This window comes from Deinococcus hopiensis KR-140, assembly GCF_900176165.1.
Classification (GTDB): Bacteria; Deinococcota; Deinococci; order Deinococcales; family Deinococcaceae; genus Deinococcus; species Deinococcus hopiensis.
Genome location: NZ_FWWU01000009.1, coordinates 2,638,542 through 2,659,758, shown reverse-complemented (window position 1 = coordinate 2,659,758; position 21,217 = coordinate 2,638,542). Strand labels below are relative to the sequence as shown.

Below are 21,217 nucleotides of genomic sequence, written 5' to 3'. Positions count from 1 at the left end.
CGGCAGTGGACACCCAAATCCTCGGGCACTGGGGGCTTCCTCTATGCTCGCCTCCTTGCAGCACGACGGGAAAACGCATGTGCCCGTCTCACTGCGGGCAGGCAGCGTGGTCACCTTGAATAAACGTGGCGACGTCCTGCTCGTGCGTGAGCTGGGCTCGCCGGACCACATGAAAAAGGCTGGTCCGCGGCGCATTCCGCCGGGCAGTGTGGCGGAGGGAGAGAATCCGCAGGACACCCCTGTGCGTGGGGCCTACGGGAAACGGTCCTGCGCGTCCGTCCCGTCACATTCCTGAACGCCTATCTCGGTCAGTTCCCCGGCGGTGGGTTTATCCTCCGTATGGATCTGGCTGGCCGAGCCGCTCTCCGGGCAGGAGGTGCGCCCCACCTTCACCGCTGAGGTGGCCGGGGCCCGCCACGCGACGCGCGAGGAGTTTGAAGCGCTGTATGACGCTGGGCAGATTCGGATGGACCAGACGAAACTGTTCTGCGAGGACGGGCTGGGGGAGTGGGCGCGGTTGCGGCAGAAGCGCTTTCCACCGGGCGATAATCTGCCTCACAATGGGGCGAGGGCGAACGCCAGCGCGCCCACCCCCCTTCTTTTTGCTGACTGCTTTACTCGTATCCCAGCTCCCTCAGCGCCTCCTCGTCCTCGCGCCAGCCGGGAATCACAATCACTTCGAGGCCCAGGAAGACCTTGCGGTTGAGAAAGACCTCCAGCTGTTTGCGGGCCGCCTGGCCGATCTCGCGCAGCTGCTTGCCGCCTGCGCCGATCACCATGCCCTTGTGGGCGTTCTTCTCCACCACGATCTCGCCCTCGATGCGCTGCAGGCCGTCCTCTCGCTCCGTCCAGCGGTTGACGCGGGTGGCCACCGCGTAGGGCAGTTCGTCGCGCAGCTTCTTCATGGCTTCCTCGCGGATGATCTCGGCGGCCCACATTTCGCGGGTCTGGTCGCTGGCCGCACCGCGCGGAAAGAAAAAGGGATTTTCCGGCAGGTGGTCCAGAATCTGCTCGCGTAGGCCCGACACCGCCTCGGGGTTGTTCTGGGCGCTGAGCATCACTTCGCCGGTCTCGGTTTCCCGGCCCTCCAGAAGCGCCCGGTAGAGCTTCATCGCCTCGCCGGCGTATTTGGCGGCGTCGGTCTTGTTGCCCACCAGGATCAGGGGTTTGGGCAGGTCACGGATCTGCCGGGCGACGAGCTGGTCCTCGTCGGTGGGTGGGTGACGCAGGTCCACCACCCACAAGATCACGTCCACGTCGCCTAGGGCGCTGTGCACCTCCTGGTTCATGTACTTGCCCAGCGCGTCTTTCGGCTTGTGCAGGCCCGGGGTGTCGACGAAGACGATCTGCTGGGTGTCGGTGGTGTAGATGCCGCGCACGCCCCGGCGGGTGGTCTGGGGACGGGGGCTGGTGGGCGCGACTTTGGTGTTGAGAAATGAGTTGAGCAGCGTGCTCTTGCCCACATTGGGCTTGCCCACGATGGCGACAAAGCCGCTGTGGGTTTGCGGGCCGCCCTCGGTTTCAAAGCCGCCGTGTGCACTGGGGGTGGGGGAGGTGGTCAGCTCACCGCTGTCGGGAGAGGGGGGAAGGTCCGTCATCCCCCGATTGTCTCATGGAGACGTGTGGACAACCGTGCGAACGGATGGCTGGCACCCGGCTTGCCGAAATTTCTTTACCTAAGCTTTAACGTTGCGGCGCGGTGGAACGCTCCTCACGTCCTTCCCGTATTCGGGGGCATGAGCGCCCCCACTCCCACGCAACTGCAAGCGTCCTTCGCCGACATGTTTGGTCAGAGCCTCGCCGTGCTGACCCGGCCCAGCCCCGCCACCTTCGAGCGTTTCGAGCGCCGGGGTGGGCTGCAGCAGGCCCTGACCTACGTGCTGCTCGCGGCCATCGTATCGGCTGTGGTGGGGGCCGTGTTCGCGCCCTTTCACCCCGGCGTGACCTTTTTTGGCCAGCTGATCAGCCGCCTGATTCTGGTGCCCCTGCAGTTCGCGGTGTTTACGGGGGCCGTGTACTTCGTGGGCCGCAGCCTTTTCCGGGGCACCGGCACCTATCCGGAAGTGGCGTACACGTTCGCCCTGTTTTTCGTCCCGCTCAGCATTCTCGGCTCGATCATCGGCATTATTCCCCTGCTGGGTTGGCTGGTCAGTTTCGTGATCTCGCTCGTGATGATCTTCTTCGGGTATATGGCGGTGCAGTCCAGCGTGAACCTGAAAGACAGCGTGAGCGCCGCCGTGACGCTGGTGCTGGCGGGCGTGGCGCAGGGAGCCGTTACCCTGATCCTGCTTAAGCTGTTCTGAGCAGTCCCCCTGCACCGCAGGTGGCCAAAAGTGCAGTCTGCGACCGAGGTGGAGCCCGATGGGGCTCCACCTCCTTTCTGTTTCTGGCCTCCTCTACACTGCCTCCCATGACCCATGACCCCGCAGGCACCTCCCTCTCGCCTGATGACCGCGCCCGACTCGATCAGGTCTTCATGCAGGTGGTTCTCGACGTGCAGGCGCAGGTCCAGCAGACCCAGCCCCCGCAACCCGGCAACCTCGCTGCCATGTTTCACCGCGAGACGGTGAGCGACGCCCTTCAGGGGTGCGCCATGCTGATCGCCGGGTGGAACGAGAACCGGGTGGACGAGGCCGCCGTCACTCGCGCGGCCAAGTCGCTGCGGAGCCTGGGTCTCCCCGATCTGGCCGAGCGCGTGGAGCGGCTGCGGCAGATCGGGGAGGGGTAACGCGGATTGCGTGTGCCGTTGACCAACCTGAATCCCACCGGTCTGCCAACTCCACGCCCAGAACCCGTTTTCCTCCTGCTCGCTCCGCAGCTTTGCGAGTCTGCCTGGATTAAATCACTTCGTAAATGACCCAACCGGAGTTTGGATAAGGAGGCGCCAATCGCCCGACAAAGCCCCAGGGGGACTCTTTTGCGGTTTGACGGTTGGACTTTCAGGCCCGGTGCCCGTTTGGTGGACCCCACGTTCCTCTCACCCCCGGCAGGTACGCTGTTCTCACTCCGGGGGAGTCGCCGCCCCACCGCACGGTGGGGAGTGTGGAGCCGTCATTACGGATCAGAAGATGATCCCGGTTCCACACAGACAAAGGGCCAGACCTGGGCAGGGCGTGCCGTTTCACACGCTTCTGTCTCTGTCTGGCCCTTCCCTTGTGGCCATCTGGACAGCGCGCGAATGGCCTCACCCGGAAAGCAACCGGCAATGGAGCAACTGTTTCCCTGGCTTTTCGACCTCTGGCTCGGCAAACCGACGTGGATGTGGGCGGTGTTTGCGGCGCTGGTGGCCGCGCTGCTGGCCTTTGACTTGGGCGTTCTGAACCGCCGCAGGAGTGGGTGGCCGCAGGAAATCAGCGTGCCCACCAGCCTGAGGCTCAGCGCCTTTTACATCACCGTGGCGCTGCTGTTCGGCGGCTGGGTGTGGGCCACGCTGGGTGCGGGCAGCGGCATGGCGTACCTGACTGGCTTTGCGTTGGAAAAAGCGCTGGCCCTCGACAACATCTTCGTGATCTCGGTGATTTTCGGCGCGCTCGCCATTCCGCGTCACCTTCAGCACCGGGTGCTGTTCTGGGGCATCCTGGGCGTGCTCGTGCTGCGCGGCGTGATGATCGGCCTGGGCGCAGCCCTGGTCAGTTCCTTCGACTGGGTGATGTGGGTGTTCGGGGCGTTCCTGCTGTTCACAGGCGTCAAGCTGCTGCTGAATAAGGGTGAGGAGGACCACGCCCCAGATCTGGAACGGCATCCCACCGTGCGGCTCGTGGGCCGCGTGATCCCCATCAGCCCGAAGCTTGACGGCGAGCGCTTTCTCGCCCGTCTGCCTGACGCCGCCGGACGGCTCCGCGTCCACGCCACGCCGCTCCTCCTCGCGCTCCTGCTGGTGGAAACCGCCGATCTGGTGTTTGCGGTGGATTCCATTCCAGCCATTTTCGCCATCACGCAAGACCCCTTCATCGTGTATACCAGCAATATCTTCGCCATCCTGGGCCTGCGCGCGCTGTACTTCGCGCTGGACGCCTTGCTTCACCGCTTCTCGGCCCTCAAGCCCGCGCTGGCGCTGGCGCTGGTCTTTATTGGGGCCAAGATTTTCTACGCGCAGTTCTACGGCAAGGTGCCTGCGGCGGTGAGCCTGTCGGTCACGCTCGCCATTCTGGGCGGGGGCGTGCTGGTCAGCTTGTGGAAGATGCGGGGCAAGGGGGCGGCAGGGCTGTCCTGACCACCCGCAAACAAGCTGGCCTGGAGATGCCCTCCCGAGGCCAGCTTGTTTGGCGTGCGGTTACCGTCTGCGGCCCATTCGTCCCACAGCGAACCACGCGGCGGCGGCGGCCAGGAGGCCGACGACGATATACGCCCAGAGTCCGGGGCCTGGGCGCTGCTGCGCCACCACAGGCTGATCGTAGGTGATGCCGCTCAGCTCAGTTCCAGGCTGGACCCGGCTGGTCTGGACGTTGTTGACGATCACGTCCGGGCCGTCGAGGGCGTCCGCGACCCCCTCGACGGCAGTAAAGATCAGCGCGTATTTCAGCAGGTCTGCCCCGATCCCGTGCGAGCGGTAGTAGGTGGGCGGGTAGGGGTAGTACCGCCCCGCCGAGAGCTGGTAGGCGTACTGTCCGCTTCGCACGCCGCTGTACGTCAGGGCACGGCGGGGAACACCAGCGGGGAGACGGACGTTTTTCCAGGTGTTGAGCTGGGCCGGGGTCACGCCCGGCAGCGGAGCACGGTTGGAGGTAGAGGTGCTGCCCGCGCTGCTCCTCGTCGTACTGCCCTGCGACGAACTGGGCGTGCGGTATGGCGGTGTGGAGCGGGGCGCTGCAGACGTGCTGCCCCGCGATGAGTTGCGCGGCGGGGTGCTGTACGACGGCCTGGAGGAACTGGACCGTGAGGGCGATGAACGCGGCGCGCTGTAACTCCCCGAGCGGCTGGACCTTGAGCTGCCCGAACTGGAACGGCTGGAGCTGCTCGAACTGCGGCTGCCACCAAAACCCCCGCCACTGCTGCGGCGTCCGGCATCGGCCAGGCCCGAGGCGAGCGCGAGGGCGATCAGGAGCAGGGTCAGGGGACGCTTCATGCCTTCCAGGTACGGGGCGCAGACGACGTTGGTTCCTGAATCTGCCGCCCGGTCTACCCGCGCCGGTCCTCTAGCTGCCGACAGCAAACTGCAGGGTGAGCGCGAGAATCGCCGTGTTGTAGGCAAACGAGAACGAGGGTGTGTTTCAGGACCAGCCGCCGCGTCGCCTTGCGGACCACCTCCATCTCGGAAACGGCGAAGGTGGTGCCCACCATGAGGGCGAAGTCCAGCAGGTCCGGCGCGTCGTCCTCGGGAAAGCGCAGGCCTCCCGCGGCGTTCTCGTACCGCAAGAAGGCGTAGTGCAGCGCGAAGGCCAGGCGGGCCATCAGCCACGGCAGCACGGCGCACAGCAAGCAGAGCGGGACGAACAGGATGTTCTCGGCCGGGTCCAGGTGAAGCGCGGAACGGCAGGTGGAAACCGGCCACCACAAAACCGAGCAGGCTGGCGCTCAACACGAACGAGAGGCCACAGCAGTCAGAACGCCAGCCAGGGATGCTGCTCCAGCAGCCTTCGGCGTTCCGGTCTGACGGGCCCCGTACCCAGCCACACCCCGAGGTACACCAAAACCCACAGCAGGCCGCGTTCGTACTGCCCCGAGATACCCATATGCTCCGGAGCTCACCCGGCGCAAACCGGCGTTCTGCTCGCTGCTGGGCGCAACGCCGTCTCTGGACTAGACGCCCCCGCGTTCTGTGGGCGGGCCGGGACGTACACTCGGCCCTATGAAGTTCAGCAGCGTCCCCTTTTTTTATTGGTTCGGTTCCCTCCGGGCCTAGCGTCGGCGCTGCTCAGCACCCACCCCACCCGGAGAAAGCGAAAGCCTCCGGGTCTTTTTCATTCCCTCCCGCCCCAGAAAGGACCTCCACTGTCATGACCTCCCCGCAGACTGCCGCCCACCCGGGCCGTACCGAGAACCTCAACGTCACCGCCTTCACGCCGCTCGTCACGCCGCGCGCCCTCAAGGACGATCTGCCCCTGACGCCCGCCGCCGAGCGCACGGTGCTGGCCGGACGTCAGGCGGCGGCGGGCATTCTGCACGGCGAGGACGACCGCGTGCTGGTCGTGGTCGGTCCGTGCTCCATTCACGACTTCGGGCAGGCCGCTGCCTACGCCGAGCGACTGGCGGCCCTGCGAACACGGGTGGCGGACCGCCTGGAAGTGCAGATGCGCGTGTACGTGGACAAGCCCCGCACGACGGTAGGCTGGCGCGGGCCCCTGATTGACCCCGACATGATCGGCGCAAACGACATGAACAAGGGCCTGCGCTTGACCCGGCAGTTGATGATCCGCGTGTCTGAGCTCGGCCTGCCCGTCGCCACCGAATTGCTGGACCCCTTCGCGCCGCAATACCTCTTCGACGCCGTGGCCTGGGCCTGCCTGGGGGCGCGCACCACCGAATCGCAGACGCACCGCGTGATGGCGAGTGCGGTCAGCGCCCCGATGGGTTTCAAGAACGGCACCGGCGGCGGCCTGAAGCTTGCGGTGGACGCGGTGGTGGCCGCCAGCCGCCCGCACGCCTTTTTCACCGTGGATGACGACGGCCAGGCGTGCATCGTCCACACCCGCGGCAACCCGAACGGGCACCTGATTCTGCGCGGTGGGCGGGGTGGGCCCAACTACGCGCCGCAATTCGTGGCCGAGGCCGCAGGCCTGATGGAGGCTGCCGGGTTGCCCCCTGCCGTTATGGTGGACTGCTCGCACGCCAACAGCGGCTCGGACCATACACGGCAGGCGCTTGTGTGGCGCGATGCCCTGGGACAGCGCCAGCGCGGGCAGAAGGCCATCGTGGGCCTGATGGTGGAGAGCAACATCAACGCCGGCAAGCAGAACATTCCATCGGACCTCTCACAACTTCAGTACGGCGTAAGCGTGACCGACGCCTGCGTGGGTTGGGACGAGACCGAAGCCCTGTTGCTGGAGGCGCACGGGGTACTGGGCGGGTAGGGCCAGGCTCAGGGCTGGCGGTGGGTCCGGCGGGGCAGCTTGCCCATGACTTTCGCCCTGTCGCGCTTGGGAAGCGAACTTGAATGCGCAGTTGTCCGAATGGCGCCGCGCGTGGAAGGGCAGCCCTCACGGCTCTCCCCATTCTTCCCCATGGGCATTCGAGTTCGCCCGCCGGGCTTGGTCAAAAAGAAGTCCGCACTTTGACACCTGCTCTAGACGCCTTCTCCACGGTCTTCTACAAGTGTGCTTCCCCGTTCCAGAGGGTTCTCGGAGGGCATGATGGCCAGCAGAACGTCGTGCTTGTGAGGGGGCGCTGGAGGTGGAGAAGGCCTTACCGCAGAGCTGTTAGCAGGCGTAGTTCACGCGGTAGAAGCCTGCCAGTATCCACGCACCCAGGGCCAGTGGGCGGGGTCCCCATAAAGCCCAGCCGGGTTTTTGAAAGCCTCCGGAAGTCCAGAGATCGGGATTCTGGGCATTGGGCAACTACAGGCCAGGGCAAAAGAAGGAGCCGGGAGTGTTGAGAAAGCGGCGCTGTTCAGCGGAGGCCGGTGCTCCACCCGGAATTGTGCTGGTGGGTGTCGGCGTCCAGCGCACATCCAGAAAGAGGGCCACGTCGCGCTCACTCGTACACATACCCCGGTTCCGCGCCTGCCCCGTCAGCAGGAGGCGTGCGCGTTTGATTTCGTTGGGCGAGAGCTGCGGCGTTTGCCTGCCCTGCCCTTCGCGCAGGGCAAAGCGCCACAGCCAGGCCCGGGCCCAGCCTTTTGAGGAATCAGGGCCAGATAGGAAAGAGGCCCTGGCCGCGACGCGCACGTCCGCCGCGAACACCTGGTCACGCCGAGCGTTCGCCTCGTACAACTGGGTCGGGTTGGTTAACGTCATCTGATCTGCTCGGACCACCGCCACGTCGCTTCCTCCCACACCGGGAGCGGCACGATTGGCCACCCCCAGCGGCGTGGTGAAGATGTCACCCGGCAGTTGCCGGTTGGTCAGGCCTACGTCGTTCCGGCCCTTTACGGCGGGGTATTCGGCTTCCTCACGGGAAAAGCCCTCGCGTTCCAGTTGCGCCGCGCGGTCCATCAGGGGCGTGCGGCGCTCGGCGGCCATCTCCAGCCGCTCGTACCGGGGCAGGCCCAGGGTGACGTAGCGGTTGAGGGTGCGGCTCATGCCAGCGTCCGGCGGGGCATCAGGAGCGCGTTGACCACCCGCTGAAGCTTCTGCGATTCTGCCTTTCGGCGCTCCAGTTTCCGGGCTCCGCTGCCGGTCAGTCGGTGGACCTCGCGTGGACCGCCGCCGCCGGGCGTGGGGTGCCGCTCGCCCTCGATCAGCTTGGCCTTGCTCAGCCGCAGGAGGGCTGGATAGAGGGTGCCCTCGCCCACCGCGAGCAACCCGCCACTGCGCGAGCCGATATGGTCTGACAGTTCCAGCCCGTAGCGCGGTTGCTGCTCCAGGGCCGTCAGAATCACGAGGTCGATCATGCCGAATCTGAGGGGCGTCACGGTGGGTCTCCTTCATGCCTTGCAATGCAAGCCTGGCTATCCAGGGCATAAGAGAAGGGTGGTGTCAACCGACTTTCTTTATCCACACGGTCTTTTTTGCTGTGAGGCGCCACACTGGGTTCATGAGGCTGGTGGTAATGGGCGTGGCGGGCAGCGGCAAGACGGCGGTGGGGCAAGCGGTGGCCGCGCGGACGGGCTGGCCTTTTTTGGATGGCGACGACTTTCACACGCCGGAGGCGCGGGCGCGAATGGCCGTCGGCGAGGGCCTTCGTGATGCCGACCGCTGGCCCTGGCTGGTCCGGCTGTGCGGGCAACTGGAGTCCCGTGCCGATGTGGTGCTGGCCTGCTCGGCCCTGAAGTGGACCTACCGGGACGCACTACGCGGCGAGGGTGTGCGCTTCGTCTTTCTGAACGTGCCCGAGGCACTCTTGCGTTTACGGCTGGAACACCGCGCCGGGCACTACGCGCACGCTAACCTGCTGCCCTCGCAACTGGCCACACTGCAAGTCCCTGGCCCCGACGAGTTGGACGTCCTAACGCTCAGCGTCACCTTTGCCGATTCGCCAGAAGAACTGGCAGGGCGGGCGCTGGAAAGGCTGGCAGTGGCCCATGCCTGACAAACGTTCCCCGGCCAAACCTTTCGGTGGGGGCCGTCCGCCCTCGCAACGGCCCACCAAGGTCTGCGTGGCGTGCGGCCTGCCCTTTACCTGGCGCAAGAAGTGGGAGCGCGACTGGGAGAACGTCAGATACTGCTCGGACCGTTGCCGCGCGGTGGGCCCAAAGGAGCAGGCATGACGGCCCCTGCCTACGGCCTGGTGTGCATGACGGTGGGACCAGAGGTCCGCTTCCGTACGATCACGCTCACCAACTACCAGAAACTCACTCCTGCGGACCGGGAGGCCAAGCTGCTGGACCTCTACAGCGACAACATCCGCCGGGTGCGCGGCGCCGCCGGGTTCTGCGCGGCCCGAGGCATCCGGCTGTATCGCCTGAGTTCCAGCCTGTTCCCCATGTTCGACCTTGTGGGCGACGATACGGGCCGCGCAGTGCTGGACCACCTCGCTCCAGAAATGGAGCGGGCCGGATACGCCTTTGAAGACGCTGGAATCCGCGTGCTGATGCACCCCGAGCAGTTCATCGTGCTTAACAGCGAGCGCCCTGAGGTGCGGGCGTCGAGCCTGCGGACCCTGATCGCGCACGCCGGTACGCTGGACCGCTTCGGCTTTCCGCAAAGCACCTGGAACCTGCTGCTGCTGCACGGTGGCAAGTCAGGGCGTGCGGCGGAACTCGCAGCCCTGATTCCCGACCTGCCCGATAGCGTCCGCCTGCGCCTGGGTTTGGAGAACGACGAGCGCGCGTATGGCCCCGCCGAGCTGCTGCCCGTGTGCGAATCGGCCGGGGTTCCGCTGGTCTTCGACGCCCACCACCACGTCGTGCGCGAGAAGTTGCCCGATCAGGACGATCCCAGCGTGCGCGCTTGGGTACTCAAGGCGCGGGGTACCTGGACGCCGCCCGGGTGGCAGGTGGTCCACCTCAGCAACGGCATTGAGGGGCCGCAGGACCGTCGCCACAGCCATCTGATCTCACATTTCCCGCGCGCTTACGCGGACGTGCCCTGGATCGAGGTGGAGGCCAAGGGCAAGGAGGAAGCGCTCGCGGCGCTGATGCGCGCGCCTGGGGGCGCAGCGGCGGTGCAGACGGCAAAAGAGGCAGCGGTGCAGGAAGAGGCTGGGTAAGTTCGGATCATGCGTCCCGCTGCCCATCCTCGCCGCCACCGGGCTTCTCCTGAGCGCCTGCTCGTCGCCGGGCTGGGGCCCTGCACCTCCACGCTTCCGACCGTTCCGAGACCGAGTTGCGCGCTGTGCCGACGACGCTTGAAGCGGGGGGAAGTTGCCGCAGGTTTGGGCGTTGGCCCGGCACAACAACTTCAGCAGCGCCAATCCCAAGCCCTGTACCGTCAGCGTGACGGCCACGGCGGGCGACGGCAGCGCCATAACCGCAGGCGTGATGCCGGAAGGGGCCTGCCTCATTCGCGTGGTGGGGAAGCTTCACCCGGAAGGGCGACCCGGACGCCGCGGGGAAGCGGCAGAAGGTCATGCGTACCGCAGCGCAGGCCACGTCCTCTTTCCCAACGGGACGGAGAGGGAAGTCGCGGTGCGCCTGAGGTACGCCGCAAGGGATGAAGCTGCTGCGCGTGGCCCAGCCCCTGATGGTCTACACGCCCGGTTGAAGGCCCGAACCCCTGCTACCCTGAGCCGCGTGAACGTCGTCGTGTTCGACCTGGAAACCACCGGCCTCTCGCCCGAGCGCGACGGCATCATCGAGATCGGAGCGCTGCGGGTGCGGGGCGGGGAGGTGGTGGAGGCCGAACGCTTCGAGACGCTGGTGCGGCCCACCAACGTGGCGGGCGAGCGGCCTCCCATTCACTGGCGCGCCCAACAGGTCCATGGCATCACCGAGGCGATGGTGGACCGTGCCCCCGAACTTGCCCAGGTGCTGCCCGAGTTTCTGGACTTTGTGGGGGACTCAGCGGTGGTGGCGCACAACATCGGCTTCGATGGGGGCTTTATGCGGGCGGCGACAAAGCGGCACGGCCTGGTGTGGGCTCCCGCCGCCGAGTACTGCACGGTACAGCTCTCACGCCGGGCCTTTCCCCGTGAGCGCGCGCACAACCTCGATGTGCTGGCCCAGCGCCTCGGTCTGTCTTTTGAGCCGGGGACCCGCCACCGCACAGGGGGCGACGTGAAGGTCACGGCCCACGCCTTCGTGCGGTTGATGGAGCGGCTGGGGGTGGCGGGGTAGGGGCCGGCCGGTACGCTCCAATTCCCTACTTCCGCGCGGCGCTGATCTTCGGCACAAACACGATGGCGTTGGGGACCGGACGGCTCCACACCGTATTCAGGTAGCCGCCCAGCCCCGCGTAGCCGCCCACGACATAAGCGGTGGCGCTGCTGCCGCTGTCCAGCCGCACTGCGTCGTCCACGCCAGCGGCAGCGAGGGCGGCGGCAAAGGCTTCCGGCGTGCCGTATTCCAGGTAGGCGATGGTGGGCTGGCCGTTCAGCACCCCGAACGCCACCTGCCGGGTGGGTCGCCAGATACCCGCCGACGTATCAAATACCTCGCGTACAGGGTTGAGCACCACCTTGCCGCCCTGCACGAGCAGTGGTCCGGCACTGAGGGCGTCTTGCACCCGTTCCCACGCCGCTTCGGGGGTCTGCCAGTTCAGGTCCACGTTCAGACGCTCGCCCGCTGCCCTGGGCAACTGCGGAAAACGCGCCGGATCGAAGGTAAAGGCGAGGGTACCCCGGAGCGGCACATTGCGGCCAGTGACCGCCCGCGTGACCGTGGTGGCGTTCGGCGTGAGGTACAGCGTCGTCAGGCCGTCCATTCCTACCGCTGTATGTCCGTCCCCCACAAAGGCGGTCAGGAGCTCCGGCCGGGCCCTCGGGCCCACCGTGTTCACCTTCACGCTGCCGAATGATCCACCCAGGATGTAGCGCGGGCGGGGGTAACCAAACAGCGGCGTGCCCTGGGCAGGAAAGCCCACTGTGGCCCGACGTTCCAGACTGGGCGCCGTCATCAGGCCGCCCACGGCCACGAGGTCTACCGGCAGGCTGCTGGCGGTATCGAAGTAGCCGCCGTTCACGCCCGCCACGCCGCCCGCTGCCTTCACCATGTTCGCCACGTCCTGCGCGGTGCCCAGCGGGGCCGTGACCACCTTCGGCTGGAAGCGGGCCGAATCAAAGCTCAGCAGGTGCAGGCCACCCCGGGCGCGGTACGTGACCCCTTCGGGCAGGGCGTCGGGGTCAATAGGCGGCGGCACCCGTGTGTCGGTCTGCGTGGTGGTGTCGATAACCACCCGGTAGGGGTCTTCCAGCGTAAAAATCTCGCTCGTACCACCGCCCGTTTTCAGATGAACGGTGGTCTGCGCGGCGCTGCCCTGCACGCCCGGTTCGATGCCCAGGGTGTCGCCGCTCGGCAGCGTCTGGCTGGAGGCGCTGGAAGCCACGCCGAGCAGCACGATGCTCAGGCCCGTGCCCTCGCGCATCACCTGATGCGTGGCTTGACCGCTGAGTTCCAGCACCACCCGCTGCACCTCCACAGTGCGGTACAGCGTGCGGCTGATGCGGACGGTATCGAGGTGGGCCACAGAAGTGATCTGCGCGGGCGGTGGCGGGGTGACGGGTGGAGGAGGGGTAGGCCGGGGAGGCGCTGTCGGGGTGGGCGCGGGTGCATTCGGTCCCGGCGCCGCTGGGGTGGGAGGCGTAACGCTGGGTGGAGGCTGCGCCGTCTGGGTTTGCGCTTGTGCTGGCTGCGGCAGGTCCGGCGAGGGCGGCAGCGTGGCCTCCGGTTCCTGGGCGGGCGCGGGAAAACCCAGCAGGTTCGGCGTGTCGGCGATCACCCGTACCCCCAGCAGGCGCAGGGCGGCGAGGGGGACGTACAGGCTGGTGCCGACGCTCTCGGGGGCAGGGAGGCGCGTGCCTGGGGGCAGCTTGAAGCCCACCGCCCGCCAGCCTCGCCCCGGGGCGTAGCGCAATTCGCGGGACCCGTACAGGAGCCGCACGTCGTCCGGGTCATTGCGGACCGTCACGCCCAGGCGCGGGAGGGTCCACACGGCCAGGGCCTCGCCGCCGGGGAGGGTGTGCGAGTCCACGGCCGCGGCCTGCACCTGGCCGCCAACGGCCACCGGACGGGCCCCCGCGCCTGCCGTCAGCGCCAGAAGTGCCGTCCAGATCAGTCTTACAGGGGGTGCGGGCAGGTTCACGGGCGGGAGTCTAGCGGTCCCCGGACCGGGGCGGGTGAGGACCGCGCCGGGGTACGGAGCGGTGTTGTCAGAACGCCGCATGAAAGAGGCTCTTATACTGCGAGGGCCATGATTGAACCCACCCTCGCCCTGTATGGGGAAGCCTTCGAACGAGTCGACCGCCACCTGGAGGAGTTGCTCAACGCCACCGGGGTGCGCTACTGCCTGCTGGTGGACCGTAAGGGCTTCGTCCTGTCGCACAAGGAAGCCCTGTGGGCCCCTCGCCCCCCCGCGCTCGACAGCGTCGCGACGCTGGTGGCGAGCAATGCCGCCGCCACCGCCGCGCTGGCGAACATGCTGGGCGAGCGGACCTTCAGCGAGCAGATTCACCAGGGCGAGAACGGCACCCTGTACGTGGAGTCGGTGGGCGAGCAGACGCTGCTGACCCTGATTTTCGACGCCTCCGTACCGCTGGGCCGCGTGAAGGTCCATACCAAGAAGACCATCGCCCAGCTGGCGGTTATCCTGAAGGAAATTCAGGACATGCCCCAGGTACAGTTCAGTGAGGACTTCTCACAGGGTGCCTCGGCGCTCCTCGACGACCTGCTCGGCTGATTCGCAAGGAGGCAACATGAGCACCATCAACTTCGCGGCGCGCGAGATCAACTGCAAGATCGTGTACTACGGCCCTGGCATGTCCGGCAAGACCACCAACCTCAAGCACGTCTTTTCCAAGGTGCCCGAGCACCTCCGGGGTGACATGGTGTCCCTCGCCACCGAAGACGAGCGCACCCTGTTCTTCGACTTCCTGCCGCTGGACCTCGGCACCGTGCAGGGCTTCAAGACCCGCTTTCACCTGTATACCGTACCTGGCCAGGTGTTTTACAACGCCAGCCGCAAGCTGATTCTGCGCGGCGTGGACGGCATCGTCTTTGTGGCCGACTCTGCTCCCAACCGGCTGCGGGCCAACGCCGAGAGCATGCGCAACCTGCGCGAGAACCTCGCCGAACACGGCATTGACGTGCGTGATGTGCCCATCGTGCTGCAGATCAACAAGCGCGACATCGAGGGGGCGCTGCCCATAGACATGATCCGCGCCGTGATCGATCCCAAGAAGGAACTGATCATGTTCGAGGCCACGGCCCACACCGGTGGCGGCGTCTTCGAGACCCTGAAGAGCGTGAGCCGCCTGGTCCTGGACCGGCTGTCGAAGAACAAGTGAGGCGTTAGCCGTTAGGAAAAGAGAAGGTGGGGACGCCACAACCGGGTCCCCACCCTCTCTTTTTGCTGTTCCCAACCCCTCCTTCCTAATCCCTCACGCCCCTACACGTCCCGCCGCTCGAAGGCATACACCGCCATCAGGGCAAAGCCCACCGTATAGATCAGCAGCAGCACCAGGGATTCCGGGATGCTGCGCTGAAGTTCGGGCGTTCCCAGGCGGGTGTAGAGGTCCAGGTGCGTGGTGAGCAGCAGGCGCTGGAGCCCCTCGGGAAAGACCACGAGCAGGCGCATGATGTTCAAGGTCGCCAGGGTGGCGAGGGCCGCGGCGGCGGTGTTGAGGTACAGCACCCCGAACAGCAGCGACAGGGCCGCCACCGGCATCAGCATCAGCATGGCGAGCAGGCTGCTGTTCAAGACCTGCCCCAACGCGCCTGCCGCCGTCAGCGGGCCGATGCCCACGAAGTACCCCGGCCCCAGCCCAGTGCCGCCCTGAAAGCCGCCCAGGCCGTGCGTCACGCCTGCGAGCAGCGACGCTCCCACAAGCGCAGCCACCAGCAGTACGGGGAACATCAGCGCGACGATCAATTTGCTCACGATGATGCGGGTACGGCTCACCGGCCGCAGCAGCAGCGGCGCGAGGGTGCCCCGGCTGACCTCCGCGCCAATCATTTCCGCGCAGGTGATTGCCAGAAAGAGCGGCAGCAGAAACTGCACGAGTACGCCCAGGCTGATCGCCGGGAGTTGCCAGCCGCTGACGAGCGCCACATTTTGCAGCAGCTGGTTGAGGCGGGGCGCGACGAGCCACAGCACGGGCGTGAGCAAGCACACCAGCAGTGCGAGCCGGGCGCTGCGCGAGCCGAGCAGTTTGCGAAATTCCAGGGCGACGAGGGTCAGCATCGGTCGGCTCCAACAGGCATGGTGGGGAAAAGGGGATGCATCAGGGCTGCTCCACGCGGGCGCGGTAGTACTCGTACAGGTCGAACAGGTCCGGGCTGGCCTCGAACACGTGCATTCCAGCAGCGCTGAGGTGCGCGATGGCTTCGGGCATGTAATGCTCGTCGGTCAGGTGGGCCACGGCATAGGGAGCGCGGGTGGTGACCTGCTGCACGAAGGCCAGCCGCCGCAATACCTCAGCAGCCCCTCCCGGATCGCTGACGCGGAAGCGGTAAGCCGTCTGCCGGTCTTTGAGGTCCACCGTATCCACGAGCCGCCCGCCGCTTAGGATGCCCACCCGGTGCGCGTAGGTGGAAATTTCGCGCAGGTGGTGGGTGCTCAGGACCACCGCGCAGCCCTGCTCGGCCAGGTCCGTCACGATCTGGTGGATCAGGCCGATGCCCAGGGCGTCGAGACCGCTCGTGGGCTCGTCCAGGATCAGCACCCGGGGCGAGGCCAGAATCGCGCTCGCCACGCCCAGCCGTTGACGCTGCCCCAGCGAATATTCGCCCACCTTGCGGTCGGCCATGCGTGTGAGCTCCAGCAGCGCCAGCACCTCACGGATGCGGTCCCGCCCCACCGGCTGACCCCCAGGCGTCATGGCGGCGAGGTCCGCGTGAATCTGGAGGTTCTGCGTCCCGGTGAACTGGGTGTAGAAGCGTGCAGGAGCCTCCACCACCGCGCCGAGGTGCGCGCGGGCGCGTGAGCCGTCGTTGTGAACGTCGCGGCCCATGATCCTGACCTGTCCACCTGTGGGGTAGGCCAGGCCCGTCACCGTGCGGATCAGGGTGGATTTGCCCGCGCCGTTGGGGCCGGTCAAGGCGTAGACCTCGCCGGGGCGGACCTGGAGGTTGATGTCGTGAAGGATGGCCTGGGAGCCGTACTTCTTGTGCAGCCCGCGGACCTCGATGGCGGGGGCCGCTGGAGGAGAAGCGGGGTCGGCTGAGGCAGCCTGGGCTGGGGTGGTCACGCCTTCCAGCGTAACGCCTGGCACGGCGGTTGTGCCGCCCATGTCTCGGGAGGGCGAGTGAGGGGTTGTCTCGGGAGGGGTTGGGGCTTCGGAGGGGGCGGCTGTGCCTCGGGGGAGGTGTCGCCGCTCGTGCGCCCCCTGTTTCAGTCCCCCTGGCTTCGCATGGCCCGCTTTGTTCCGCAGGAGAGGGGGGGTGAGGCCCATCCCCCTGGAGCGTTTGTCAAAAAGGGGACTTCTTTTTGACCCGGCCCGGCGAGCGAACTTGGATGCGCATGGGGAGAATAGAGCCGTGAGGGCTGTCCCTCCACGCACGGCTCTATTCGGACCAATGCTCTAAAACTTCCCGAACCGTGTCAAACGGAAGGGCACTTCGGGCGGCATTCCCGCCTGGAGGCGGTCGAGCTGTGGCTGCGTGACCACCATGTCGTTGCCCACCATCGTCAGCGTCGCGGGGAAGCGCAGGCCGTTCAGGGGCTCTTCCAGCATGACCTTGCCGCTACTGGAGTCGGCGGAGAGCGTCACCTTGCTCACCACCTGGTCCTTGTTGCGGGCCACGTACAGGGCCTTGCCATCAAGCAGCAGGCCGTCGCCGTGCATCAGGCCGCCCATGACCTTCTTGACCGCCTTCGTCCGCAGGTCGATGCGCCACAGGTCACCCGTGTTCGTCTGCATCGCCAGCAGGTATTTGCCGTCGGCGGTGGGCACGATGCCGTTGAGGTTGACCCCGGGGCCGTACTTGATGGGCGTTTTGCCCAGGTCCAGCCACGCCGTCAGGTTCAGGTGGCGGTCCACCCGGAAGATCACGGGGCGGCGGCTGTCGGTCACGTAGACGTTGCCATCCGGCGCGGGCGTCAGGTCGTTGATGTACGGCATGGGACTCTCGGGCGTCTGGAGTACCTTCAACGTCATGCCGCTGCTGTCGAGAATGGCGACTGTGCCCTGCTCGCCGCCCGCAATCCAGACCCGGCCCTGTCCGTCCACCTTCAGGCCCAGGGCGATGCGGCGGCCCAGCGCTCCGCCCTCGCTGAACTTGCTCACCGCCCCCGTGGAGGCGTTGACCGCGTAGATGGTGCCGTTGGTGGCGCTGCCGGTGTACAGCACGCCCTTCCTGGCGTCGTAGGCCACGCCCTCGGGGAAAGAGAGGTGATCGGGCAGGGGGTAGTCGCGCACGCTCAGGCCACCCCGCGTAATCACGCCGCAGCGGATGCGGGTGCCGGACTTGCCCGCTGGGTCGCTCTTGTAGTCGTCCGGGTTGGCGTGGATGACCAGCGAGCGGTTCAAGATGCCGGTCATGCCCGTCAGACTGAGCTTGTCGGTGGTAAAGCTCGCCCTGCCAACGCCGTCCGCGCCCACCGTTAGCATCGGCAGGTCACCGCCATGGCCGTACTTGTTGCCCGCCTGGGGGTCGTCGTGGTTCTTGCTCATACCGGGGTCGAAGTGACCGCCAGCACCGCCAAAGGGGACGACGGTGTTTGTGGCCGGGTCCACGCCGGGGGTGCAGCGCCCGTACTCATGGACGTGCATGCCGTGGTTGCCCGCCGGAAGGCCGCGCGCCTCCACACTGACCTGCACGCCCATCCCGGCCTGCGTGAACTTCGCCGTGCCCACCACCTGTCCGGCCTCGTCGCGTAGGGCAGCAGTGGCGGTCAGGGGGGTGCTGGCCGGGGCCATCATCATGTCCATGCCGCCCGCGAGGACCGAGCCGCCCACCGCACCCGCGAGGGCCAGCAGGCCCAGAACCTTTAGCCTGTTCGTCTTGCCCTGCATCACTGGCCTCCCGTGTAGCGCACGCGGTAGATCACGCCGCTCTGGTCATCGGTAAACAGCAGGCTGCCGTCGGTGTACACGGCCACGCCCGCCACGCGCCCGAACTGCTTCCACTGCCCGCCTTCCTCAAATACGAAGCCCGTCACGAAGGGCGTGATGGAGGTGGGTTTGTTGGCGTCGTCGAAATTCACGCGCGCGATCTCGTAGCCACTCGGTTCATTGCGGTTCCAGGAGCCTCGGTACGCGATAAAGGCGTCGTTGCGGAACTCGGCGGGAAACTGGGCCCCCGTGTAAAAGGCCATACCGATGGCTGCGGCGTGCGCGGTGTAATTCAGGACGCTGCCCACGGTACGCGAGCAGTACTCCTGCTTGGTGATCTTGCCGGGGATCTGGCTGGAGTTGGTGTAGGGATCCGGGTTCTTGTCGCCGTAGCAGAAGGGCCAGCCGTACACCTTGCCGCGCTGAATGACGTTCAGTTCCTCCGGGGGAATGTTGTCGCCGTGCCAGTCCGAGCCCTGGTCTGCGCCGTACATCACCCCGGTCACGGGATGCCAGCCAAAGCCGACCGTGTGGCGCAGGCCACGCGCGTAGACCTCGCGCCACTGGCCATCCGGGCGAATGCGCAGGATGGTGGCTTCCTCGGGGTTCTGGGTAGGGGCGTCGTTGTTCGTCGCGCCGAAACTCGCGTACAGGTAGCCGTCCGGGCCCCACTTCAGGTTCCGGGCCGGGTGCTGCCCAGCGTCGGGAAAGTCCTTGGCGAATACGCGGGGCATGCCCAGGGTGCCGTCTTTCGCCATATCCATCACCCAGATCATCTTTTCGCCCACCGCGTAGAGCTTGCCTGCTTTGACGTCCATGCCGTGAACGAGGGGCAGGTTGGAAGCCACCTGGCGGCGCTCGCCCCCGTCGAACCGGCCGTCCTTGTTGACGTCCTTCATGTACCAGATGTCGTTTTGTTGTCTGCGTGACAGGTACACGCCGCCGTCGGGCATCACGTACAGCATGCGGGCGTTGCCCAGGTCTGTCGCCATCACGGTAACGGTGAAGCCTGCGGGCACCTTTACCCGCGCGAGCTTGTCGGGGGTGAAGCCCAGGGCCACGGGCTCGTTGCGGGTCGCCGTGACGGTCGCGGGAGGCTCGGGCGCAGGCAGGGGGCGGGGATTGGGGGGCGTGTTGTTCTGCGGAAAGGGACCGGTCAGGGGCACCGAGGTCTGGGCCACGGCGGACAGCAGGCCGGTCAGCGTCACCGTCAGGGCGGCGAGCAGGGGTTTACGCATGGGTGAATCCTCCACCGTGCAGCATCACATGGAGGGAAAAATCCCAATTTCATTCCCGCTCACCTTCTGAGTGAGGGTTCTGGCTTTTCTCAAGGGGTAGGGCTTCAAGAAACGCGGGTCCAAACGGTACGGCCTGAAGGAGCAGGGGGTCAAGAAGCGTGGTCCTCCAGCTTCACGAACAGGGGCAGATCCGAAGGAGGCACTGCCCCCACCTCCACGGCCCGCCGGTACAGTTCGCGCACGGCCCGCTCGCCTTCCTCACCGAGGTCCAGGCTCAAGGCGTTCACGTACAGGTCGATGTGCGCCCGCATCACGTCGTCGCTCATCTCCAAGGCGTGCTGGCGGATGTAGGCCATCGGTTCTTCAGGATGGTCCTGGGCGTATTCCAGGCTCGTGCGAATGGCCCGGTTCAGCTGCTGTTGCACGCCCAGGGGCAGATCCCGCCGCACCAGAATCGCGCCCAGGGGCAGTGGCAGGCCCGTCTCTCCCTCCCACCAGGCGCCGAGGTCCAGCAGCCTGGTCAGGCCGTGCTGCGGATACGTGAAGCGCGACTCGTGGATGATCAGCCCCGCGTCCACCTCGCCGCGTTCGACGGCGGGCATCACCTCGTCGTAGCGCATGTGGGAGAGGCGAACTTCCGGGTAGGCGAGGCGCAACAGCAGCTCGGCGGTGGTCTGCGCTCCGGGCGACGCCACGAGCCGCCCGTTCAGGTCACCCAGGACCTGCCGCGCCACGACCAGCGGCCCCACGCCCCGCCCGAGTGCGCCGCCCGCCCGCAGGGCCACGTAGCGGTTCATCACGTCGAAGTACGCGCGGTAGCTGATCTTGGTGATGGGGAGCCGGCCCTCGCGCGCCCACCCGTTGAGCGTCTGTACGTCCTCCAGCACCTCATGCACGGGCAGGGGCGAGGGCACGCGGCCCGCATGCAGCGCGTAGAAAATGAAGGTGTCGTTGGGGCAAAACGAGTAGCCCAGATCGAGGGCGGGCGGGGTGACCATCATGCTGCCCAGGGTACGCCCGGCCAGCCGGGGCAAGCGTCACCGCCGCATCATCCGGTCATCAGCGTCACCGCTTACGCTGCCCGCATGCCCCGATTGCTGCTGGCCCCCGTCCTGCTGGCCCTCACCATGTCTTTGCCCTCGCCCGTCCTGGCCGGAGCCGCCGAAACCAGCGTCCCGCTCTCGGTGGGCGGCTGCGCGCCCGACTATGTTCGCCCCGACTTCCGGGCGCTGGAGCGTGGCCTCGCCCTGGCCCGCCTGAAATGGGCCACCGCGAAGGTGAAGAACTACCGCTACGACTTCGCGCAGATCGCCGCGCCTGTCGCCTTTCCCACCGCCCGCGTGACCGTGAAGGCGGGGCTCGTGCAGGGCGTGGGCCTGGCTCCGGGCGAGCAGGGGGAGATTGGGGGGCAGGCGCGGGCGACAGTGGAAGCGCGGTTCGCCGCCATCGCGGAGACGCTGCGGCTGCAGCGGGGGCAGAAATGCCCGGCTGTGGAGGTGGCGTATGACCCCACGGACGGACATCCAACGCGGCTGTATAGCGGTTCGCGCGCGGCGAATATTGCGGATGGGTGGGGGGAGTGGCGGGTGACGAACTTTACGCGGCTGTGAGGGGAAGGGGCGAGGCGCCTTGCTCCGGTTTCCCCCTGCCCCCCTCTTCAGGCAGCCCTGCGGATACCCTCCCCGGGGGCCCTCCCCGGGGGCAGGGGAGAGCAGCGCTGCGCTCGGCAGACTGAGGGAGCACCCATTTTGCTCGGCGGCGCCGCTCAACGGAAGCGGGTGGATGTGCGCGTTCAG

The 21,217-nt window shown here is 66.8% G+C and carries 24 protein-coding genes; 13 read left to right on the top strand and 11 right to left on the bottom strand.

The window, feature by feature from the left end; translation table 11 throughout:
- Positions 1 to 55: 55 nt before the first annotated feature.
- Entirely contained in the window at positions 56 to 295 is a 240-nt protein-coding gene (locus tag B9A95_RS34795; protein WP_212648386.1) for an NUDIX hydrolase, read from the top strand.
- Between the two features lie 319 nt (positions 296 to 614).
- On the opposite strand, the gene era is transcribed toward B9A95_RS34795, so the two are convergent.
- Positions 615 to 1,598 (bottom strand): GTPase Era, encoded by a 984-nt coding sequence (gene era, locus B9A95_RS26270; RefSeq protein ID WP_084049946.1) that lies wholly within the window; start codon positions 1,596 to 1,598, stop codon positions 615 to 617.
- A 138-nt stretch (positions 1,599 to 1,736) separates the two neighbouring features.
- On the opposite strand from era, the gene B9A95_RS26265 reads away from it, so the two are divergent.
- The 3 genes from B9A95_RS26265 to B9A95_RS26255 all read left to right on the top strand — a co-directional run bounded on the left by B9A95_RS26265 (position 1,737) and on the right by B9A95_RS26255 (position 4,213).
- A complete protein-coding gene (locus B9A95_RS26265) occupies positions 1,737 to 2,303 on the top strand; it encodes a YIP1 family protein (protein WP_084050992.1) in 567 nt (188 codons plus the stop codon).
- Between the two features lie 107 nt (positions 2,304 to 2,410).
- A complete protein-coding gene (locus B9A95_RS26260) occupies positions 2,411 to 2,728 on the top strand; it encodes a hypothetical protein (protein WP_084049945.1) in 318 nt (105 codons plus the stop codon).
- A 477-nt stretch (positions 2,729 to 3,205) separates the two neighbouring features.
- Positions 3,206 to 4,213 (top strand): TerC/Alx family metal homeostasis membrane protein, encoded by a 1,008-nt coding sequence (locus B9A95_RS26255; protein WP_084049944.1) that lies wholly within the window; start codon positions 3,206 to 3,208, stop codon positions 4,211 to 4,213.
- Between the two features lie 60 nt (positions 4,214 to 4,273).
- Here B9A95_RS26255 and B9A95_RS35805 read toward each other — a convergent pair whose 3' ends face one another.
- The gene (locus B9A95_RS35805; RefSeq protein WP_245808500.1) at positions 4,274 to 4,699 is read right to left on the bottom strand and encodes a hypothetical protein; all 426 of its coding nucleotides are present in this window, start codon (positions 4,697 to 4,699) and stop codon (positions 4,274 to 4,276) included.
- 31 nt (positions 4,700 to 4,730) lie between these two features.
- On the opposite strand from B9A95_RS35805, the gene B9A95_RS35800 reads away from it, so the two are divergent.
- Entirely contained in the window at positions 4,731 to 4,904 is a 174-nt protein-coding gene (locus B9A95_RS35800) for a hypothetical protein (RefSeq protein WP_245808499.1), read from the top strand.
- Between the two features lie 214 nt (positions 4,905 to 5,118).
- On the opposite strand, the gene B9A95_RS26245 is transcribed toward B9A95_RS35800, so the two are convergent.
- Positions 5,119 to 5,496, bottom strand: coding sequence for a DUF1345 domain-containing protein (locus B9A95_RS26245; protein WP_084049942.1), 378 nt, complete (start codon positions 5,494 to 5,496; stop codon positions 5,119 to 5,121).
- Positions 5,497 to 5,936: 440 nt separating this feature from the next.
- Here B9A95_RS26245 and B9A95_RS26240 point away from each other — a divergent pair, with 440 nt between their 5' ends.
- Positions 5,937 to 7,010 carry a 3-deoxy-7-phosphoheptulonate synthase gene (locus B9A95_RS26240; RefSeq protein ID WP_084049941.1) on the top strand — a complete coding sequence of 358 codons (1,074 nt, stop codon included), beginning with the start codon at positions 5,937 to 5,939 and terminating at the stop codon, positions 7,008 to 7,010.
- Between the two features lie 483 nt (positions 7,011 to 7,493).
- Here the strand turns inward: B9A95_RS26240 and B9A95_RS26235 are convergent, their stop codons facing one another.
- Both B9A95_RS26235 and B9A95_RS26230 read right to left on the bottom strand, forming a co-directional pair.
- The gene (locus B9A95_RS26235) at positions 7,494 to 8,177 is read right to left on the bottom strand and encodes a hypothetical protein (protein WP_084049940.1); all 684 of its coding nucleotides are present in this window, start codon (positions 8,175 to 8,177) and stop codon (positions 7,494 to 7,496) included.
- A complete protein-coding gene (locus B9A95_RS26230; protein WP_170928779.1) occupies positions 8,174 to 8,509 on the bottom strand; it encodes a PadR family transcriptional regulator in 336 nt (111 codons plus the stop codon). Before B9A95_RS26230 ends, B9A95_RS26235 begins: the two co-directional genes overlap by 4 nt.
- 122 nt (positions 8,510 to 8,631) lie before the next feature.
- On the opposite strand from B9A95_RS26230, the gene B9A95_RS26225 reads away from it, so the two are divergent.
- From B9A95_RS26225 to B9A95_RS26210, 4 genes are all read left to right on the top strand, one after another.
- Positions 8,632 to 9,126 (top strand): gluconokinase, encoded by a 495-nt coding sequence (locus B9A95_RS26225; protein WP_084049938.1) that lies wholly within the window; start codon positions 8,632 to 8,634, stop codon positions 9,124 to 9,126.
- Entirely contained in the window at positions 9,119 to 9,304 is a 186-nt protein-coding gene (locus B9A95_RS26220) for a DUF2256 domain-containing protein (RefSeq protein WP_084049937.1), read from the top strand. Before B9A95_RS26225 ends, B9A95_RS26220 begins: the two co-directional genes overlap by 8 nt.
- Entirely contained in the window at positions 9,301 to 10,245 is a 945-nt protein-coding gene (gene uvsE, locus B9A95_RS26215; RefSeq protein ID WP_084049936.1) for a UV DNA damage repair endonuclease UvsE, read from the top strand. Before B9A95_RS26220 ends, uvsE begins: the two co-directional genes overlap by 4 nt.
- A gap of 523 nt (positions 10,246 to 10,768) precedes the next feature.
- Positions 10,769 to 11,311 (top strand): 3'-5' exonuclease, encoded by a 543-nt coding sequence (locus tag B9A95_RS26210; RefSeq protein WP_084050991.1) that lies wholly within the window; start codon positions 10,769 to 10,771, stop codon positions 11,309 to 11,311.
- A 25-nt stretch (positions 11,312 to 11,336) separates the two neighbouring features.
- Here the strand turns inward: B9A95_RS26210 and B9A95_RS26205 are convergent, their stop codons facing one another.
- Positions 11,337 to 13,355, bottom strand: a complete 2,019-nt coding sequence (locus tag B9A95_RS26205) for a phosphodiester glycosidase family protein (RefSeq protein ID WP_084049935.1) — start codon at positions 13,353 to 13,355, stop codon at positions 11,337 to 11,339.
- A gap of 27 nt (positions 13,356 to 13,382) precedes the next feature.
- On the opposite strand from B9A95_RS26205, the gene mglB reads away from it, so the two are divergent.
- Positions 13,383 to 13,868, top strand: a complete 486-nt coding sequence (mglB, locus tag B9A95_RS26200) for a GTPase-activating protein MglB (protein ID WP_084049934.1) — start codon at positions 13,383 to 13,385, stop codon at positions 13,866 to 13,868.
- A gap of 16 nt (positions 13,869 to 13,884) precedes the next feature.
- A complete protein-coding gene (mglA, locus tag B9A95_RS26195) occupies positions 13,885 to 14,475 on the top strand; it encodes a GTPase MglA (RefSeq protein WP_084049933.1) in 591 nt (196 codons plus the stop codon).
- 101 nt (positions 14,476 to 14,576) lie between these two features.
- Here mglA and B9A95_RS26190 read toward each other — a convergent pair whose 3' ends face one another.
- From B9A95_RS26190 to B9A95_RS26170, 5 genes are all read right to left on the bottom strand, one after another.
- Positions 14,577 to 15,371: an ABC transporter permease gene (locus B9A95_RS26190; protein WP_084049932.1), complete on the bottom strand. Its 795-nt coding sequence runs from the start codon at positions 15,369 to 15,371 to the stop codon at positions 14,577 to 14,579.
- Positions 15,372 to 15,411: 40 nt separating this feature from the next.
- A complete protein-coding gene (locus tag B9A95_RS26185) occupies positions 15,412 to 16,377 on the bottom strand; it encodes an ABC transporter ATP-binding protein (protein WP_245808497.1) in 966 nt (321 codons plus the stop codon).
- A 333-nt stretch (positions 16,378 to 16,710) separates the two neighbouring features.
- Positions 16,711 to 18,144, bottom strand: coding sequence for a superoxide dismutase family protein (locus B9A95_RS26180; protein ID WP_084049930.1), 1,434 nt, complete (start codon positions 18,142 to 18,144; stop codon positions 16,711 to 16,713).
- Positions 18,144 to 19,421 carry a PQQ-dependent sugar dehydrogenase gene (locus tag B9A95_RS26175; protein WP_084049929.1) on the bottom strand — a complete coding sequence of 426 codons (1,278 nt, stop codon included), beginning with the start codon at positions 19,419 to 19,421 and terminating at the stop codon, positions 18,144 to 18,146. The genes B9A95_RS26180 and B9A95_RS26175 overlap by 1 nt, the downstream gene beginning before the upstream one ends.
- Before the next feature lie 149 nt (positions 19,422 to 19,570).
- Complete coding sequence (locus B9A95_RS26170) at positions 19,571 to 20,422, bottom strand: menaquinone biosynthesis family protein (protein ID WP_084050990.1); 852 nt, start codon at positions 20,420 to 20,422, stop codon at positions 19,571 to 19,573.
- A gap of 84 nt (positions 20,423 to 20,506) precedes the next feature.
- Here B9A95_RS26170 and B9A95_RS26165 point away from each other — a divergent pair, with 84 nt between their 5' ends.
- Complete coding sequence (locus B9A95_RS26165) at positions 20,507 to 21,031, top strand: DUF6174 domain-containing protein (protein ID WP_084049928.1); 525 nt, start codon at positions 20,507 to 20,509, stop codon at positions 21,029 to 21,031.
- Positions 21,032 to 21,217: the final 186 nt, after the last annotated feature.

Coding starts and splice junctions, on each gene's coding strand:
- era (WP_084049946.1), bottom strand. CDS start 1,598: ATGACGGACCTTCCCCCCTCTCCCGACAGCGGTGAGCTGACCACCTCC.
- B9A95_RS26265 (WP_084050992.1), top strand. CDS start 1,737: ATGAGCGCCCCCACTCCCACGCAACTGCAAGCGTCCTTCGCCGACATG.
- B9A95_RS26260 (WP_084049945.1), top strand. CDS start 2,411: ATGACCCATGACCCCGCAGGCACCTCCCTCTCGCCTGATGACCGCGCC.
- B9A95_RS26255 (WP_084049944.1), top strand. CDS start 3,206: ATGGAGCAACTGTTTCCCTGGCTTTTCGACCTCTGGCTCGGCAAACCG.
- B9A95_RS26240 (WP_084049941.1), top strand. CDS start 5,937: ATGACCTCCCCGCAGACTGCCGCCCACCCGGGCCGTACCGAGAACCTC.
- B9A95_RS26235 (WP_084049940.1), bottom strand. CDS start 8,177: ATGAGCCGCACCCTCAACCGCTACGTCACCCTGGGCCTGCCCCGGTAC.
- B9A95_RS26225 (WP_084049938.1), top strand. CDS start 8,632: ATGAGGCTGGTGGTAATGGGCGTGGCGGGCAGCGGCAAGACGGCGGTG.
- B9A95_RS26220 (WP_084049937.1), top strand. CDS start 9,119: ATGCCTGACAAACGTTCCCCGGCCAAACCTTTCGGTGGGGGCCGTCCG.
- uvsE (WP_084049936.1), top strand. CDS start 9,301: ATGACGGCCCCTGCCTACGGCCTGGTGTGCATGACGGTGGGACCAGAG.
- B9A95_RS26205 (WP_084049935.1), bottom strand. CDS start 13,355: ATGCGGCGTTCTGACAACACCGCTCCGTACCCCGGCGCGGTCCTCACC.
- mglB (WP_084049934.1), top strand. CDS start 13,383: ATGATTGAACCCACCCTCGCCCTGTATGGGGAAGCCTTCGAACGAGTC.
- mglA (WP_084049933.1), top strand. CDS start 13,885: ATGAGCACCATCAACTTCGCGGCGCGCGAGATCAACTGCAAGATCGTG.
- B9A95_RS26190 (WP_084049932.1), bottom strand. CDS start 15,371: ATGCTGACCCTCGTCGCCCTGGAATTTCGCAAACTGCTCGGCTCGCGC.
- B9A95_RS26180 (WP_084049930.1), bottom strand. CDS start 18,144: ATGCAGGGCAAGACGAACAGGCTAAAGGTTCTGGGCCTGCTGGCCCTC.
- B9A95_RS26175 (WP_084049929.1), bottom strand. CDS start 19,421: ATGCGTAAACCCCTGCTCGCCGCCCTGACGGTGACGCTGACCGGCCTG.
- B9A95_RS26170 (WP_084050990.1), bottom strand. CDS start 20,422: ATGATGGTCACCCCGCCCGCCCTCGATCTGGGCTACTCGTTTTGCCCC.
- B9A95_RS26165 (WP_084049928.1), top strand. CDS start 20,507: ATGCCCCGATTGCTGCTGGCCCCCGTCCTGCTGGCCCTCACCATGTCT.